This window comes from Aliikangiella litoralis (assembly GCF_052495765.1).
In genome coordinates this window covers 3,685,304-3,700,570 of the sequence record NZ_CP199292.1, presented here as the reverse complement: position 1 = coordinate 3,700,570, position 15,267 = coordinate 3,685,304, and the positions used below count along the sequence as shown (strand labels likewise).

The window sequence follows — 15,267 nt, the reverse complement described above, 5'->3', positions numbered from 1 at the left end:
AGATAACTTCAACATCTGATGGTATGTAGGCAATGAGAAAAGTCATTTATTTAGATTATGCAGCAACGACTCCTGTAGATCCCGAGGTTGCAGAAAAAATGTCAGAGTGTTTAACGCTTGATGGGGTTTTCGGAAATCCTGCATCTCGCTCTCATCGTTTTGGATGGCAAGCTGAAGAGTTAGTTGATATTGCGCGCAATCAGGTGGCTGATTTAATTGGGGCAGATCCAAGAGAAGTAATATGGACTTCTGGGGCGACTGAAGCTAATAATCTAGCTATTAAAGGGCTTGCAGAATCTCATGGAAAAGGACATATTATTACGAGTGAATTTGAGCATAAAGCCGTACTTGATACCTGTGAGTTTTTAGAAACACAAGGCTTCGAAGTGACTTATTTAAAACCTGAAAAAAGTGGTTTAATTAATCCTCAATCGGTTGCCGATGCCATTCAAAAAGATACCGTTTTAATTTCAATTATGCATGTTAATAATGAAATAGGGACGATTCAAGACATAAAAAAAATTGGAGAAATTGCTCACGAAAACAATATTCCTTTTCATGTTGATGCTGCTCAAAGTGCTGGGAAAATATCAATTGACGTCTCTGAGTTACCGGTTGATTTGATTTCTTTATGTGCACATAAAATTTATGGACCTAAAGGTATAGGTGTTCTTTACGCACGTAAAAATTTACAACCCAATATTGTTGCTCAGATTCATGGTGGCGGGCATGAGAGAGGTTTGCGTTCAGGAACTTTAGCCACTCATCAAATTGTAGGAATGGGAGCTGCTTTTGATTTGGCGAGAGTTAAACAAGAAGAGGAAAATGCAAGAGTTTTTCAGTTAAAACAAAAATTTTGGTCTGAGATTAAACAAATTGAAGAGGTTTTTGTTAACGGCGATTTAAATCAAACGGTTGCAGGTATTATTAATGTGAGGTTTGATTATGTCGATAGTGAAACCTTGCTTATGGCGTTTAAAGATATTGCTGTTTCTTCAGGATCTGCCTGTACTTCTGCAAGTGTAGAACCTTCCCATGTTTTAAAGTCACTAGGATTAAATGACTTGGCTGCTCATTCATCATTGCGTTTTTCTTTTGGGCGATTCACTTCTAATGAAGACATAGAAGAGACAATTAAAGTGGTGCGTAATGGTGTTGAAAAGTTACGCTCAATGTCTCCAGAGTGGTTAAATAAAATAGGATCGGCTGGTCCTTAGCATTTATTTAGAGAAACATTTTGACCGTTTTATTTTGGTTTAAAATGGAAGTGATAAACTTGTGATAATTTTGTGACTCTATTGAGAAGTGAGCTGATTATTCTGTAGCTTGTTTTCTTATAGAGGATTAAAAAAATGAAAGTTTCTCAACTACTGTTGGCTAGTTCTTTAGCTATCACTTCGCCTTTGGTGAGCGCTCAACAACTTGATATCACCATTTCTAATTTAACTAACGGTATTCACTTTACTCCTTTTGTGGTTGCAGGCCATGATATGAACACTCATATTTTTAAGGTGGGTCAAGCAGCGTCATCAGAGTTACAAATGTTGGCTGAAGGTGGCAATATTAGCGGAGTTGTTGGTGTATTAAATGCAGCTAATGCAGTAGTAGTAAAAAAAACAGCGGGTGGTTTATTGACTCCCGGTACTAATACACAATTGATGCTAGACACTGGAACAAACGAATATTTATCACTGAGTTCAATGTTATTACCAACTAACGATGGTTTTGCCGGAATTGATAGCTGGAAGATTCCAACTGAACCCGGTGTTTATTGGATTAATGTGAATGCCTATGATGCTGGGACAGAGGCCAATGATGAAATTATTAATGGTGGCGGTGCATCAAATGCAGCAGGTATTCCTGCTGCACCAGGAATGGATGGTGGAACTAATGGAACTGGCGTTGCAACTACTGATGCCAATCAAACTGTGCATGTTCATCGCGGAAATTTAGGAGATGATCAACCAACAGCTGGTAAAAGTGATTTGGATAATCGTATTCATCGCTGGCTAAACCCAGTATTAAGAGTTCGAGTTGAAGTACAATAGGAGGGTATGACAATGAGTTATCAATTTTCCCGTTTAATTTTACGTATTAGTATAATTACTGGTGCAATATTGCTAAATGCGTGTAGTGATAATAATAGTTATACTCCACCGCCGCCGCCAGAGCCTGAACCATTGGTTAAAATATTTTCGATTCAGGTAATTAACTTAACTCACAATCAACCACTTTCACCAATGGCAGTTATTTTACACTCTGAAGGTGCTTTTTGGCTGCTTAACCAATCAGCTTCAGTGGCATTAGAAACGATGGCAGAGTCTGGTGATAATTCCCCATTATTAGCTGAAAGCAATGTTATTGTTGGTCAATCTGGTAATGGGGTTTTAATGCCTGGAAATGATGAGACTATATTAATAGAAACAACCGAAACAGGTGATTTATATTTATCAATTGCTAGTATGTTAGTTAATACGAATGATGCTTTTACAGGGCTAAGTCGTGCTAATGTAACAAATTTACAGGTTAGTGAGTCAATACGTTATAGAGTAGGTGTTTATGATTCGGGGACAGAAGCAAACAACGAAGCTGATGGAACAATTCCTGGACCAGCTAATGGCGGAGAAGGATTTAATTCAGTAAGAGATGATGTTGATTTTGTCGCAATACATTCTGGAGTAATTAGTTTAGATGACGGTTTAAGTACTTCTATACTTAATGAGTCTCATCGATTTGATAATCCAGCAATGAGTGTTTTGATAACGCGTACTCAATAAAAGGTAATAAATCCACTAAATAATGAGGCTGAGTTTTTCAGCCTCTGGCTGATAAAAACAATGAATCAATCACAAAAAATTCTTATTGTAGAAGATGATATCGATATAGCTGAGTTGCTAAAAGTAAATTTAGAAGATTTGGCATATGAGTGCGATATTTGCCACCGTGGCGATGAGGCTGTTTCTCTTATTACTGAAAAAGCTTTTGACTTAGTTATTCTTGACTTAACTTTACCGGGTTTATGTGGTCTGGATGTTTGTAAACAGGTGAGAGAAATTAAACCTGAGCAATCTATTTTAATATTGACTGCCAAAAGTTCTGAAGTCGATCAAATTATTGGTTTAGAAGTTGGAGCCGATGACTATATGACTAAACCTTTTAGTATTCCTGCATTGCAAGCTAGAGTGAGAGCTAGAATTCGAAGAAGCCAACTTTATCATCAGGCGAAATTAAAAACGGAAATAAATAATGTTAAAGTGCGAGTGGGTGATCTGGTTTTAGATGCGGCGCAACGCAAAGCTTGTTTTGCTAAACATCCACTCGATTTAACTGCATTAGAGTTTGATCTTTTAAAATACTTTGTTTCGCATCCAGAGCAAGTTTTTTCAAGAACACAGCTTTTAGATAAGGTATGGGGATATGATCATGAAGGTTATGAACATACGGTAAATTCTCATATCAATCGCTTAAGAAATAAATTGGAACTCGCTGTTAAAGGAAAAGCTGTGATTCAAACTGTTTGGGGCGTTGGTTATCGACTCAGTTCAAAAAATTGCCAGTTGTCAAATTAGTTAATATGAAATTATCTCTTTATCAAAAGCTAGGCATTACTCTTTTAGTGGCTTTTATTATTGTTGTTGCTGCTTTTATGTTGATTGTTCAATCGCTAGACTCTATTTCAAGAGATCAAGCAGAACAAGTTTTACATCAGGATTTAGCATCACATTTAGTGAATGATAACCCTTTATTGTCAAGTAATGTATATGATTATAAAGCGCTCGAAAATTTGTTTCATTCGATGATGATATTAGGGCCTAACTTTGAATTTTATGTATTAGATCGTCAGGGTAAAATATTAACTTACTCTGCGAAGCCAGGCGAAGTGATCCGAGATAAAATAGATTTATCTCCAATTAAAGCAATTATAAACAATAAAAAAAGTTTGCCTATTTATGCTGATGATCCTAGAAGTGATCAAAAGAAAGTTTTTTCAACTTCTCCAATTTTAAAGAATGATAAACTTGAAGGTTATCTTTTTGTGATTATTGGTGGGCAGGTATATGACAGTATTTTTAGTAGTATCAGAGATAACGAAAGAATACAGTTAATTGGACTGGTTGCGGTAGCCACATTATTATTCTTGCTCTTTTTGTTACTTGCTGGCTTTCGATATTTTGTCAGTCCATTAAAAGATCTGACACAACAAGTACGTTTACTTAGTTTAACCGAAATAAATCAAAAATTACCACCTATTGTAGACGCTGCTAAAGGTGTTGAAGTGTCTGAGTTGTCACAGGCATTTAACCAACTGATAGAACAAGCCAATAACCAATTAGAAAAACTATCTATTGTTGATATAGAACGGAGAGAGTTATTAGCGCATTTATCACATGATTTACGCACGCCACTGGCTTCTTTGCAAGGCTTCTTAGAAACAATTAAATTGAAACAAGGGGCGTTATCACGAGAAGAAAATTTAAGTTATGTTAATCGTTGCCTTAAAAATGCTTATTCTCTTAAAGGTTTTGTTGATCAAATCTTTGAGTTGGCTCATCTAGAGTCTGGGCAGGTTACTGTTTCGTTAGAAAAGTTTCCGATTGCCGATTTATTATACGATATGGTTGATAAGTTCTCTTTGTCGGCACAACGAAAAAATATTGAAATAGAAGTTGAAATGAGTGAAAACGACTTAATGGTTGTGACAGATATTGCTAAGCTTGAAAGAATATTGACTAATCTCATTGAAAATGCAATTAGGCACACACCTCAGAATGGTAAAATATGTTTGGGAGCCTTTATTGGTGAACAAAGTAACGATATTAAGTTATTGATAAAAGACAGTGGAACGGGGATTAATCAAGATGAATTGCCTTATTTGTTTGATCCTCGATATCGAGGATCACAAGCAATAGATGATGAAAGCCGCCATATTGGCTTAGGCTTAACAATTACTAAAAAGCTTGTGCGATTGTTGGGTAGTGAAATAAAAGCTTGTAACAATCCGGAAGGAGGGGCTCGTTTTCAGTTTGATTTACCTTTAACAGCTTGAGTTTGTTCACTTGAATAAACTGGCTTTGTGTTAGTCTAAACAATTGAAAGTGTGGATGATAGCGACAATTCATGTGAGAAAGCTAATATTTAATAAAAAATACTTGTATTTTTTTTTAAAACCATCATAATGCGCACCGCATCGGGTCGTTAGCTCAGCCGGTAGAGCAGTTGACTTTTAATCAATTGGTCGGGCGTTCGAATCGCCCACGACCCACCATATTCAAAAGGCTATTCAGTATGAATAGCCTTTTTTATTACTTCTAAATTTTTTATAGGTTTTGAATTGCACTGGTGTCTTAGCAAAAGTATTGTTAGGATTATTCATATAATCTGTACTTTACCAGTATTCAACACCCTAGATTAATCACATCTAACTTTCTATAATATTTTAAAAATCATAAAGTTAGCGGCTTTTTTCGTTGTTAATTAAGGATAAAAACAACAGGGTTATGAATTAAGTTTAAAGTTAGTTATTATTTTTCGAACAACTAATTGACTAAATGAAGTGGTGACCGTTCGTGGATCATGATGTATCTGTTTTTCCTGCTGATGATGAGCAAATAAAGCTATTTGTCGATCACATCTGGATGCATGATGGCTTAAGCCAACACACACTAGATAGTTACAGAGCTGACCTAACGCTATTGGCTCGTTGGCTGTATTCAAAAAAGGTAACGCTATTAAATGTTTCAGATGAGTTAATTCAGCAATATATCGCTGCCCGAAGTTCAAATCGATATTCTGCACGTTCAACAGCGAGGATGATTTCATGTTTGAGGCGCTTTTATCGTTATGCGATTGAATTAGGGTTAATCGTTAAAGATCCTGTTGCCAAAGTAGCTTTGCCTAAATTAGGCAAACCTTTACCACACTCTTTATCTGAATCCGATGTAGAAAAGTTATTGGCTATGCCTGATAAAGAAACTTCTTTAGGTATTAGGGATCTTGCTATGTTGGAGCTAATGTATGCCAGTGGGCTGAGAGTTTCTGAGCTTATTGCCATTGAATTTAACCAAATTGATTTAATGCAAGGTGCCCTTAGAGTGACGGGTAAAGGCAGCAAAGAAAGACTTGTTCCGTTTGGTGAGGCGGCCATTACAGCTATAGAACGTTATTTGCGTTTTGCTCGAGCTGATTATTTAGGTAATAAGCTTTGCGATTATTTGTTTGTTTCTAAGCGAGGCAAAAAAATGACGAGACAAACTTTTTGGTATCGAATAAAACATTATGCACAATTAGCAGGTATTACCAAACACCTCTCACCACACACACTTCGACATGCTTTTGCGACTCATTTATTAGCTCATGGAGCTGACTTAAGGTCATTACAAATGCTCTTAGGGCACAGTGACTTATCAACAACTCAGATTTACACTCATATAGCGAAAGAGCGGCTTAAGTCAATTCACGCTGAACATCATCCAAGAGGCTAAAAAGCGGTCATTTATCACTGTTTTTATTCCGTTTGTCCTATAGAATTAGAATCTACTTGAGTGCTAGCGCAGTATGGGCGATATGTCAGTATGGCTAAGGTAGGTAAAACACGAAGTTCTATCTCCCTTAAGTTGTATTAATAATATTTTACCTAATAATAGCTTAACGGGTAGATGACAACGTGCTATTTTAAGGACAAGCATTTACTCACCGATTTGATTAAATAGAAAAGATTAGAATTATGTCTCTTACACAAAAATTAGGTGCCTTAGCGGCATTCGCATTACTTTCTACCTCATTTTATTTAGGGGTGTACTCACATGACTCTATTTCTACAATGGAAGAGAGCAATGAAACATCTCTTGCTGGTTTACAGAATAAAACAGAGAATATGCTCGACAAAAACTCTTCTAAAGCGATGCAGTTAAAAGCACAACTAGAACAAAAATTACCAGGGATAGAAATCTCTGATATAGAAATAAGTCCAATTAATGGATTTTATCAGGCTTTTTATTCGGGACAACTCCTTTATGTTTCCGAGGACGGTAAGTTCATTTTTACGGGGAATTTATTAGAGTTGGCTGAACAACAGCCAATTAATCATAGCCAACAAGCCATTACTAATTTTGCAACTAAAAATGCACCGATGAGAGCCAAGGCGATTGCAGCGATTGATGAGTCTGACATGGTGATTTTTAGAGCTAAAGAAGAAAAATATGTTGTGACTGTTTTTACCGATGTCGATTGTGGCTATTGTCGGAAGTTACATAAAGAGATGAAAGATTACAATAAAAAGGGGATTACTGTTCGTTATTTAGCTTACCCAAGAGCGGGAATTGGCTCAGAAGCTTATCAAAAATTAGTCTCTGTGTGGTGCGCAGATGATCCTATTAGTGCTATGGATGATGCAAAATTGAGACGCAAATTTACATCCAAATCATGTAATAATCCAATTAATAAACATTACGATTTAACTCGCAAATTTAACTTATCAGGAACTCCCGCCATTATACTTGATGATGGTGAGCTAATCGGTGGTTATGTACCTGCGGGCAAGTTGTCTACCCACTTAGTTGAAAAGGCTAAGCTTTCTCCATCTGCTTCTGTCGAAGCAAATTCTGCTAAATAAATAAGCTGATTGATTATAGAAATAAGAGCGCAACAACCTTGCGCTTTTCATAACTGAGAACTTGAAATGTGTGGCAAGCTTGGCGAGTTGCCATTGCTTCGGCGGCAATGCCCATTGAGTTAAGAGCAGATAAAATGTTAGAAGGGAAAAACAGATGTTGTTCTCCGGTTCCTATAATTAATATTTCAGTTTCTTTGCTAATAATATTTTTTAAATATCCAATCTCCAGTTTATCAAAACTGATTTCATCGCTTATTGTTGTTAGCTGGTTAGGTGTTAAAATTAACCCACAATCATATGATTGTCCTGATACGTTAATAAAACCTGGTTTATAGCCTTTTATTGATATTAAATTGCTGTCACTTTCTTTTTGTATCAACATAATCATTTGAAGACAAGTTACGGATTGTACAATTATAACGTCAATATTTACTCAACTGCACCATTTGCCTTGCTTATTTGAAGGTTAAAATTGCCTAATATGAATTAAGCTTATGACATTTTAAGTATTTCTTATGCTAAGCTGTGTCGACACTAATAATAGGCTGGTTAACCAGCATGGCTTATCATCAATCGATTTTTGTATGGTAAGGGTACGTAGCAGACTTTTTTGCAGCAAAGTGCTTTGAATAAGCGCCATTAAGTTGGGTGATAAAAAGCTTATTCAAGTGAAGAATAAACATAAAAAATATTTAATCAGTGTTAGAAATAAGGAATAGGATAGAAAAATGTCGAAAACTTTCCCTGTAAATAAAAAAGTCGCAGAAAGCGCATATGTCGATGAAAGTGAATATTTTGAAATGTACCAAGCTTCAATTGAAAATAATGAAACTTTTTGGAGCGAGCAAGGTAAAAGATTAGATTGGATTAAGCCTTACACTCAGATAAAAGACGTTTCTTATGCGAAAGATGATCTTCATATCCAGTGGTATCATGATGGCACTCTTAATGTAAGTGCTAACTGTATAGATCGTCATTTGCCTGCAAAAGCGGAGCAAACTGCAATTATCTGGGAAGGAGATAATCCAGATATTTCTAAAAAGATTAGTTATCAAGAACTTTATAATCATGTTTGTCGTTTTGCCAATGTTTTAAAAGAGCGTGGTGTTGCAAAAGGGGATCGAGTAACACTTTATATGCCAATGATACCTGAAGCGGCTTATGCAATGTTAGCTTGTGCTCGAATTGGTGCTGTTCACTCGGTGGTATTTGGCGGTTTTTCTGCTGATGCTTTAGCCGGAAGAATTATTGATTGTGAGAGCAAATTGGTGATTACAGCTGATTTCAGCAATCGTGGTGGTAAACAAATTCCACTGAAGAAAAATGTTGATGATGCGGCAAAAAAAGCTGGTGTTTCTGATTACTTAGAATCGGTATTAGTGGTTAAAAACTCTGAAACAGAAGTTGAATGGAATGATTCTTTGGATTTTTGGTATCACGAGCAAGCAGAAAAAGTTAGCGCAGAATGTCCCCCAGAAGAAATGAACGCAGAAGATCCTTTATTTATTTTATATACCTCTGGTTCAACTGGTAAACCTAAAGGTGTTTTACATACTAGTGGTGGTTATCTGGTGTATGCTTCGATCACGCATCAGTATGTTTTTGATTACCACCCTGGTGATATTTATTGGTGTACAGCAGATGTTGGTTGGATAACTGGTCACAGTTACATCGTTTATGGTCCATTAGCCAATGGCGCGACAACTTTAATGTTTGAAGGAGTGCCTAACTATCCTGATTCGAGTCGATTCTGGCAAGTTTGTGATAAGCATCAAGTGAATGTTTGCTACACTGCGCCAACGGCCATTAGAGCTTTAATGCGAGAAGGTGATGGACCGGTAAAATCGACCTCAAGACAATCGTTACGTCTTTTGGGAAGTGTTGGTGAACCAATTAATCCAGAAGCATGGCAGTGGTATTATGATGTTATTGGTGAGCAGCGTTGCCCAATCGTTGATACTTGGTGGCAGACTGAAACGGGAGGTATTTTAATATCACCTCTTCCTGGGGCTACCCCGCTAAAACCTGGTTCTGCCACTAGACCCATGTTTGGCATTCAACCTGCATTAGTTGATAGTGAGGGTCAAGAATTGAGCGGTGCCACCGATGGAAATTTAGTAATTAAAGATAGTTGGCCTGGTCAAATGAGAACAGTTTACGGTGATCACCAGCGGTTTATTGATACTTACTTTAGTACATTTGAGGGATTATATTTTACAGGTGATGGCGCTCGTCGAGATGAAGATAACTATTATTGGATTACCGGTCGGGTTGATGATGTGTTGAATATATCTGGCCATAGAATGGGAACAGCTGAAGTAGAAAGCGCATTAGTCGCTCATCCTAAGGTCGCGGAAGCTGCTGTAGTTGGTTATCCTCATGACATAAAAGGTCAAGGTATTTATACGTTTGTCACCCTTAATGCTGGCTTAGAAGGTAATGATGCTCTTGAAAAAGAGCTGGTACAGTGGGTTAGAAAAGAAATTGGTCCGATTGCTTCCCCTGACTTCATTCAGTTTGCTCCAGGGTTACCTAAAACACGTTCGGGCAAAATAATGCGTCGAATCTTAAGAAAAATAGCTGAAAATGACTTTTCAAATTTAGGTGATATTTCTACTCTGGCTGAGCCCGCCGTGGTTGATGATTTGATTTCAAATCGAAAGCAGTAATTTTATTCTTTATTGCCAAAGCTGCGATTTAATAGGTGTTAGATCGCAGTAATCAGCCTGATGAATTCGGAATAAGAGAATTCAACGAGTTGACTTATCCCTTATATTTCAAATGTTTAAACAAAATATCTTTGATTATTTACCCCGTCATTTATCTAGTATTTAGGTTAATTATGTGTTCTTCTTATCATCAATAATCACTATTTGACCTATTGGGTCACTACATTTTTCATACATTTGAGTACAGAAGCTACAGATCGTTTTGTTCATAATATAGAGTATCGATTGTATTGGATTTGCTCTAATCAATGAATTATTTGAATAGAAATTGAGACTGTTACTTTATGAAATCATTATCTACCTTATTTTTATCTACAGTGTTAGTTAGTTTAACCTCTAGCTGCCAATCTCCTTTGCCAGCTAGTAAAAATATGGTTCGCTCTAACCTGACTCATGGTCAAGTTCAACTGACACTAAAGAAAAACCAAACGACTAAAGTGCAAGTGATAGAAGCGTTTGGAGCACCTAATATCACAACGAGTGATGCTGGAGGTAGAGAAGTATGGACTTATCAAAAACATGCCAGCATTACTCAGTCTTCATCTTCATCAAGTTTTGCCACAATTATTTTATTAGGCAGTCAACAATCAGCATCAGGTTTTGAAACATCATCTCGAACAATGACTTTGATTATCAAGTTTGATGAAAACGACAAGGTTGTTGATTTTAAAAGCCGTTCATCAAGTTTTTGAGTGATATAAGATAAATTAATGTGTATTTTTGTCTGTTTTTAATTTTATCGGAGACTTTATGAGTAAAAGGGGTGGAGCAAAAAATATAAAAATCATCCAGTGGTGTAGTTTATTATTGCTACCTCTGTTTATTGCTCTTAATTTGTTGGGGTGCAGCTCGGTTGAAAAACGCCCGGCTAAGACTTCACTTGAACTGCAAGCTATTCAGTCGCATCATTTTCAAACTTCAAAGAGCGTTGTTTTTGCTGCTACCATTTCTGTCTTTCAGGATTTAGGATACATTATTAATAATGCTGATATTCAAAGCGGTTTCATTACAGCAAAAAGTGCTACCAAAGAAAAAGAGTCTGAAAGAGTTATCTTTAAGCTCGGAGACTTAAAAATAGATCTAGATGATTTGACCGGTGATTCTGATAAAAGAGCAGTTATTAAGAGCTCTCATACACAAGCTACGGCATTTATAGAAGAATTAAAGGCGAACGAAACCCAAGTCAGGCTTAATTTTGTAATGAGTTCTCTCTCGAGTAGTCACCAAGGACAAAACACGCAAAATGATCGTGTTATTGAGGATGCAGAAACCTACCGCATAGCATTTGATAAAATTGGCGATGCTATTTTTATACGTTCAACTAATTAATAACATTATATTGTTATGAGCCAGTGGGCTAGAGGCCTTATGATGTTTGAATAATTTGAAAAGTAGTCATTTAACGACTAGATTAATAGTCAGTATTCTTAAAAATAAAAATGATTACCAAGAAATGTCAATATCACGTAAGTTGCTTATTTATTTATTAGGCTCGATATCAATCTTATTGTTGATTAGTAGCTTTATTGTAGTTTCCAATCTTGCAACTGATAGTCATGAAAGTATCCGAAATGATTTAGCGAATATCGTTAAATTGGAAGGCGGCAAAATAACAGCGTTTTTCGAAGAAAAAGGACGACGATTAGAGACTTTGTTTCGCAGTCCTTTTTTAAGAAATTGGCTGGATAGTTATCAAAGCAAAGAACAAGATCTATCGAATGACAAGACCTTTGATACGATGATTGAGTTATTTACATCTGAATCCAGCAGTGATCCTACAATAAAGTCAGTCTTTTTTGGCCATCAAAAGAGCGGCGGGTATTTTTACGAAAAAGGCGCTATGTATCGTGATGGTTATGATATGGTTACTCGAACTTGGTATGCTAATGCTGCTAAAAAAAATACTTTGCATGTGGGCAATATCGATCGTGATACGCTAGATCAGTCTATTTATTGTGCTCTTTATGTCCCCGTTACGAATAAAAATGGTGAATTTATTGGCTTAGGCGGAATGGATATTTTGCTAACCACTATGGGCGATATTGTAGATAATGTTCGTTATAAAGAGCAAGGACAAGCAATACTAGCAACAAGAGATGGTAATATACTATACATGCCGCAACGCTCTGATGGTGAAGAGCTACCATTGAATGCACCATTATCTACATTGGACGAAAGAGCAGGCAATCAAGGTTTTAGTAGTTTAGCAAGTTTAGTTGCTGAAAAAAGATCAGGTAGAACTTCTTTGACTTGGAATAATGTTGAACAGGAAGTTTCATTTTATGAACTCACGAGCAAACAGCCTGAATTTTCTTGGGTTTTAGCTTTAATGGTGCCCAAAAAACTAGTTGAGGAAAAAGTTAATCAGTCTATTACAACCAGTATAATATTTATCTCGATTATTTTAGGAGCTATCACATTGGTAACCATGTTGGTTACACGCTCTATCGTTAAACCGTTGAAAAATATAGAGTCAGCAATGGCTGAAATAGCGCATGGTGATGGTGACTTAACTAAGCGTCTACAAGTTTTAACTAACGATGAAGTGGGTCATGTTGCTGCCGAATTTAATCGTTTTGTTGAGCGTATACATCAGTTAATTAAGCAGGTTTCTGGTTCAACGAATAACCTGAGTGTGACCGTTGATGATTTTTCTGAATTAAGTGTTTCTGCATCAGGTCGTTCTTCGCATGCTATGGAGCAAGCTAATCTAGCTGGAGAAACGGTATTATCCGTAGTCTCGGCGGCACAAGAAATTTTTGATAATGCTAAAGTTGCAAGAATTTCGGCTGATGAAGCTAATACAAAGGCTCTTAATGGGCAGGCAGAAGTGAAAGAGTCGGTAGAAGCAATAGAAAAAATGTTTATTGGTCTAGAGCAAGCTTCCTCAGTTATGGATAAGTTGAGAATGGATTCTGAAGGAATCGGAGAAGTTCTTAACGTTATTAAAAGTATTGCAGATCAAACCAACTTATTAGCCCTAAATGCTGCAATTGAAGCGGCTAGAGCTGGAGAGCAAGGACGAGGTTTTGCAGTTGTTGCTGATGAAGTCAGAACTCTTGCCAGCCGTACTCAAGAATCTACTAATAGTATTCAAACTATCATCGAGGGGTTACAGAGCAGCTCTAAAGAAGCCAGTACGGTAATGAATAATAGCTGTGAGCAAATGAAAATGAGTGTAGAACAGGTGACTCATATTCGCGAAATTCTAGAAGAGATCCTCGCAAGTATTGATACAGTACAACAACAAAATAATTATATAGTGACATCAACTGAAAAACAAAACCAAGCCGCTAACCAAGTTGAGAAAGTGATTGATAGTTTCCGTGAAATGGCGACCAATGGTACTAAGGCTGCAAATATAATGAAAGATCGATGTAGTACACTCAGCGAAAACTCTGAACAACTCAGTGAGGTTGTCAATCGTTTTAAAATTTAGTTTCTAATTGCTTGAAATAACGATCCACTAAAAAGTTTGTTGAGTTCTATTATCCAAAGCCTGGTTAATTGTTGTCGTACCAAAACTCTGATTTGAGCAATGTTTAAACCTCGTAATAGAATATTTGATAAAGGTTCAAATTATATAGAGTTTGGAGATATTTATAATCTTTACCGAATAAATCATGTAGTATTCAATATAATCAAATAATAACAATAGGAAACACTTTTGCGTCGCAGAAAGCTGCTTAAGGGGACTTTATTGGCGGGAGGAGCCTTCTCTTTAGCCGGGGCTGGTGCTTGGTATCATTATTTTGATGGACCTGTTCGTAATCCATGCCAGACAGATATATTTCCACAACATTTAAAAGAACATGAATTGATGCAAAAGGCATTGCAAGATATTGATTTTGCTTCTTTATGGGATTGTCATTTTCATTTAGTGGGAACTGGTTTGAGTCAAAAAGAAGTGAGCGGGATTTGGCTAAATCCTAAAATGCGTACCTGGCTTAGTCCATTACAACGACTGCAGTATGCTTTCTATTTGAGCGCTGCTTGTGTTAAATCACCGGAGTCTGCCGATGAAGATAACTTGAATGTGCTTAATCAGCTCGCATTAACTGTTCCGCCAGGTGTTAAGTTTATGCTGTTGGCCTTTGACTTTTATCATGATCATAAAGGAATCGCACAGAAAAAAGAGTCGACTATTTATACACCTAATGAGTTTGCTGCAAGAGTTGCTAAACAAAATAAGGCGTTTGAATGGATAGCATCGATTCATCCTTATCGTGAGGACTGCTTAGAAAAATTGGAATGGTGTAAAGCCCAAGGGGCAAAAGCTGTCAAGTGGCTGCCTCCAGCAATGAATATTGACCCTTCGTCAGATGCTTGCAATGCTTTTTATGACAAACTCATTGAATTAAAAATGCCTTTGCTGACTCATGCAGGTGAAGAGAAAGCGGTTCACAGTAAAAAACTACAGCGCTTATCAAACCCGCTTTTATTGCGTAAACCTTTAGAAAAAGGAGTGAAAGTTATTGTTGCTCACTGTGCGACATTAGGTGTTAGTAAAGATATAGAAGCGCGCTCAAAAAAAGAGGTTGCTAACTTTGATTTATTTAGCCGACTAATGAATGAGCAGGCCTACAATAAAAATTTATTGGCAGATATTTCTGCACTAAACCTATTTAATCGAAAAGTAAGCGATATTAAAAAGGTGGTTGAAAACCAACACTGGCACTCTCGGTTGCTCTATGCTTCTGATTATCCATTACCCGGTGTAATGCCAATTATTTCATCAAAAAACTTAGCTGCACATCAGTTGTTGGATAAATCTGTGGTTCCTTTTTTAAATGAAGTTAGGCAGTATAATGTTTGGTTGTTTGATTTTTTACAAAAACGCTTTTTACAATCTCAAGGGCAGGTTTTATCGAAGCAAGTTTTCCAAACTAAACGACATTTTGATTGACTATTTAAGGTCTAACATAT

13 protein-coding genes and 1 tRNA gene are annotated in these 15,267 nt (G+C 36.7%); 13 read left to right on the top strand and 1 reads right to left on the bottom strand.

The window, feature by feature from the left end; genetic code table 11:
• Positions 1-32: 32 nt before the first annotated feature.
• From ACT5E3_RS15315 to ACT5E3_RS15280, 8 genes are all read left to right on the top strand, one after another.
• The gene (locus ACT5E3_RS15315) at positions 33-1,217 is read left to right on the top strand and encodes an IscS subfamily cysteine desulfurase (protein ID WP_444994416.1); all 1,185 of its coding nucleotides are present in this window, start codon (positions 33-35) and stop codon (positions 1,215-1,217) included.
• A 135-nt stretch (positions 1,218-1,352) separates the two neighbouring features.
• Positions 1,353-2,048: a spondin domain-containing protein gene (locus ACT5E3_RS15310; RefSeq protein ID WP_444994415.1), complete on the top strand. Its 696-nt coding sequence runs from the start codon at positions 1,353-1,355 to the stop codon at positions 2,046-2,048.
• Between the two features lie 12 nt (positions 2,049-2,060).
• Complete coding sequence (locus ACT5E3_RS15305) at positions 2,061-2,777, top strand: spondin domain-containing protein (protein WP_444994414.1); 717 nt, start codon at positions 2,061-2,063, stop codon at positions 2,775-2,777.
• A gap of 60 nt (positions 2,778-2,837) precedes the next feature.
• Positions 2,838-3,569, top strand: a complete 732-nt coding sequence (locus ACT5E3_RS15300; RefSeq protein WP_444994413.1) for a response regulator transcription factor — start codon at positions 2,838-2,840, stop codon at positions 3,567-3,569.
• A gap of 5 nt (positions 3,570-3,574) precedes the next feature.
• Positions 3,575-5,047, top strand: a complete 1,473-nt coding sequence (locus ACT5E3_RS15295; protein ID WP_444994412.1) for an ATP-binding protein — start codon at positions 3,575-3,577, stop codon at positions 5,045-5,047.
• A gap of 143 nt (positions 5,048-5,190) precedes the next feature.
• Positions 5,191-5,266, top strand: a tRNA-Lys gene (locus ACT5E3_RS15290).
• A 301-nt stretch (positions 5,267-5,567) separates the two neighbouring features.
• Positions 5,568-6,482, top strand: a complete 915-nt coding sequence (gene xerD / locus ACT5E3_RS15285; protein ID WP_444994411.1) for a site-specific tyrosine recombinase XerD — start codon at positions 5,568-5,570, stop codon at positions 6,480-6,482.
• Positions 6,483-6,724: 242 nt separating this feature from the next.
• Positions 6,725-7,612 carry a thioredoxin fold domain-containing protein gene (locus ACT5E3_RS15280; protein ID WP_444994410.1) on the top strand — a complete coding sequence of 296 codons (888 nt, stop codon included), beginning with the start codon at positions 6,725-6,727 and terminating at the stop codon, positions 7,610-7,612.
• Positions 7,613-7,625: 13 nt separating this feature from the next.
• On the opposite strand, the gene ACT5E3_RS15275 is transcribed toward ACT5E3_RS15280, so the two are convergent.
• Entirely contained in the window at positions 7,626-8,000 is a 375-nt protein-coding gene (locus ACT5E3_RS15275) for an Mth938-like domain-containing protein (RefSeq protein WP_444994409.1), read from the bottom strand.
• A gap of 340 nt (positions 8,001-8,340) precedes the next feature.
• Here ACT5E3_RS15275 and acs point away from each other — a divergent pair, with 340 nt between their 5' ends.
• The 5 genes from acs to ACT5E3_RS15250 all read left to right on the top strand — a co-directional run bounded on the left by acs (position 8,341) and on the right by ACT5E3_RS15250 (position 15,247).
• Entirely contained in the window at positions 8,341-10,281 is a 1,941-nt protein-coding gene (acs, locus tag ACT5E3_RS15270; protein WP_444994408.1) for an acetate--CoA ligase, read from the top strand.
• Positions 10,282-10,625: 344 nt separating this feature from the next.
• Positions 10,626-11,033, top strand: a complete 408-nt coding sequence (locus ACT5E3_RS15265; protein ID WP_444994407.1) for a hypothetical protein — start codon at positions 10,626-10,628, stop codon at positions 11,031-11,033.
• 58 nt (positions 11,034-11,091) lie between these two features.
• Positions 11,092-11,670: a hypothetical protein gene (locus ACT5E3_RS15260; RefSeq protein ID WP_444994406.1), complete on the top strand. Its 579-nt coding sequence runs from the start codon at positions 11,092-11,094 to the stop codon at positions 11,668-11,670.
• 46 nt (positions 11,671-11,716) lie between these two features.
• Entirely contained in the window at positions 11,717-13,780 is a 2,064-nt protein-coding gene (locus tag ACT5E3_RS15255) for a methyl-accepting chemotaxis protein (protein WP_444994405.1), read from the top strand.
• Between the two features lie 228 nt (positions 13,781-14,008).
• Positions 14,009-15,247 carry an amidohydrolase family protein gene (locus tag ACT5E3_RS15250; protein WP_444994404.1) on the top strand — a complete coding sequence of 413 codons (1,239 nt, stop codon included), beginning with the start codon at positions 14,009-14,011 and terminating at the stop codon, positions 15,245-15,247.
• Positions 15,248-15,267: the final 20 nt, after the last annotated feature.

Bases quoted from the DNA above. Each gene is read 5' to 3' on its own strand.
- ACT5E3_RS15315 (WP_444994416.1), top strand. From the start codon at position 33: ATGAGAAAAGTCATTTATTTAGATTATGCAGCAACGACTCCTGTAGAT.
- ACT5E3_RS15310 (WP_444994415.1), top strand. From the start codon at position 1,353: ATGAAAGTTTCTCAACTACTGTTGGCTAGTTCTTTAGCTATCACTTCG.
- ACT5E3_RS15305 (WP_444994414.1), top strand. From the start codon at position 2,061: ATGAGTTATCAATTTTCCCGTTTAATTTTACGTATTAGTATAATTACT.
- ACT5E3_RS15300 (WP_444994413.1), top strand. From the start codon at position 2,838: ATGAATCAATCACAAAAAATTCTTATTGTAGAAGATGATATCGATATA.
- ACT5E3_RS15295 (WP_444994412.1), top strand. From the start codon at position 3,575: ATGAAATTATCTCTTTATCAAAAGCTAGGCATTACTCTTTTAGTGGCT.
- ACT5E3_RS15280 (WP_444994410.1), top strand. From the start codon at position 6,725: ATGTCTCTTACACAAAAATTAGGTGCCTTAGCGGCATTCGCATTACTT.
- ACT5E3_RS15275 (WP_444994409.1), bottom strand. From the start codon at position 8,000: ATGATTATGTTGATACAAAAAGAAAGTGACAGCAATTTAATATCAATA.
- acs (WP_444994408.1), top strand. From the start codon at position 8,341: ATGTCGAAAACTTTCCCTGTAAATAAAAAAGTCGCAGAAAGCGCATAT.
- ACT5E3_RS15265 (WP_444994407.1), top strand. From the start codon at position 10,626: ATGAAATCATTATCTACCTTATTTTTATCTACAGTGTTAGTTAGTTTA.
- ACT5E3_RS15260 (WP_444994406.1), top strand. From the start codon at position 11,092: ATGAGTAAAAGGGGTGGAGCAAAAAATATAAAAATCATCCAGTGGTGT.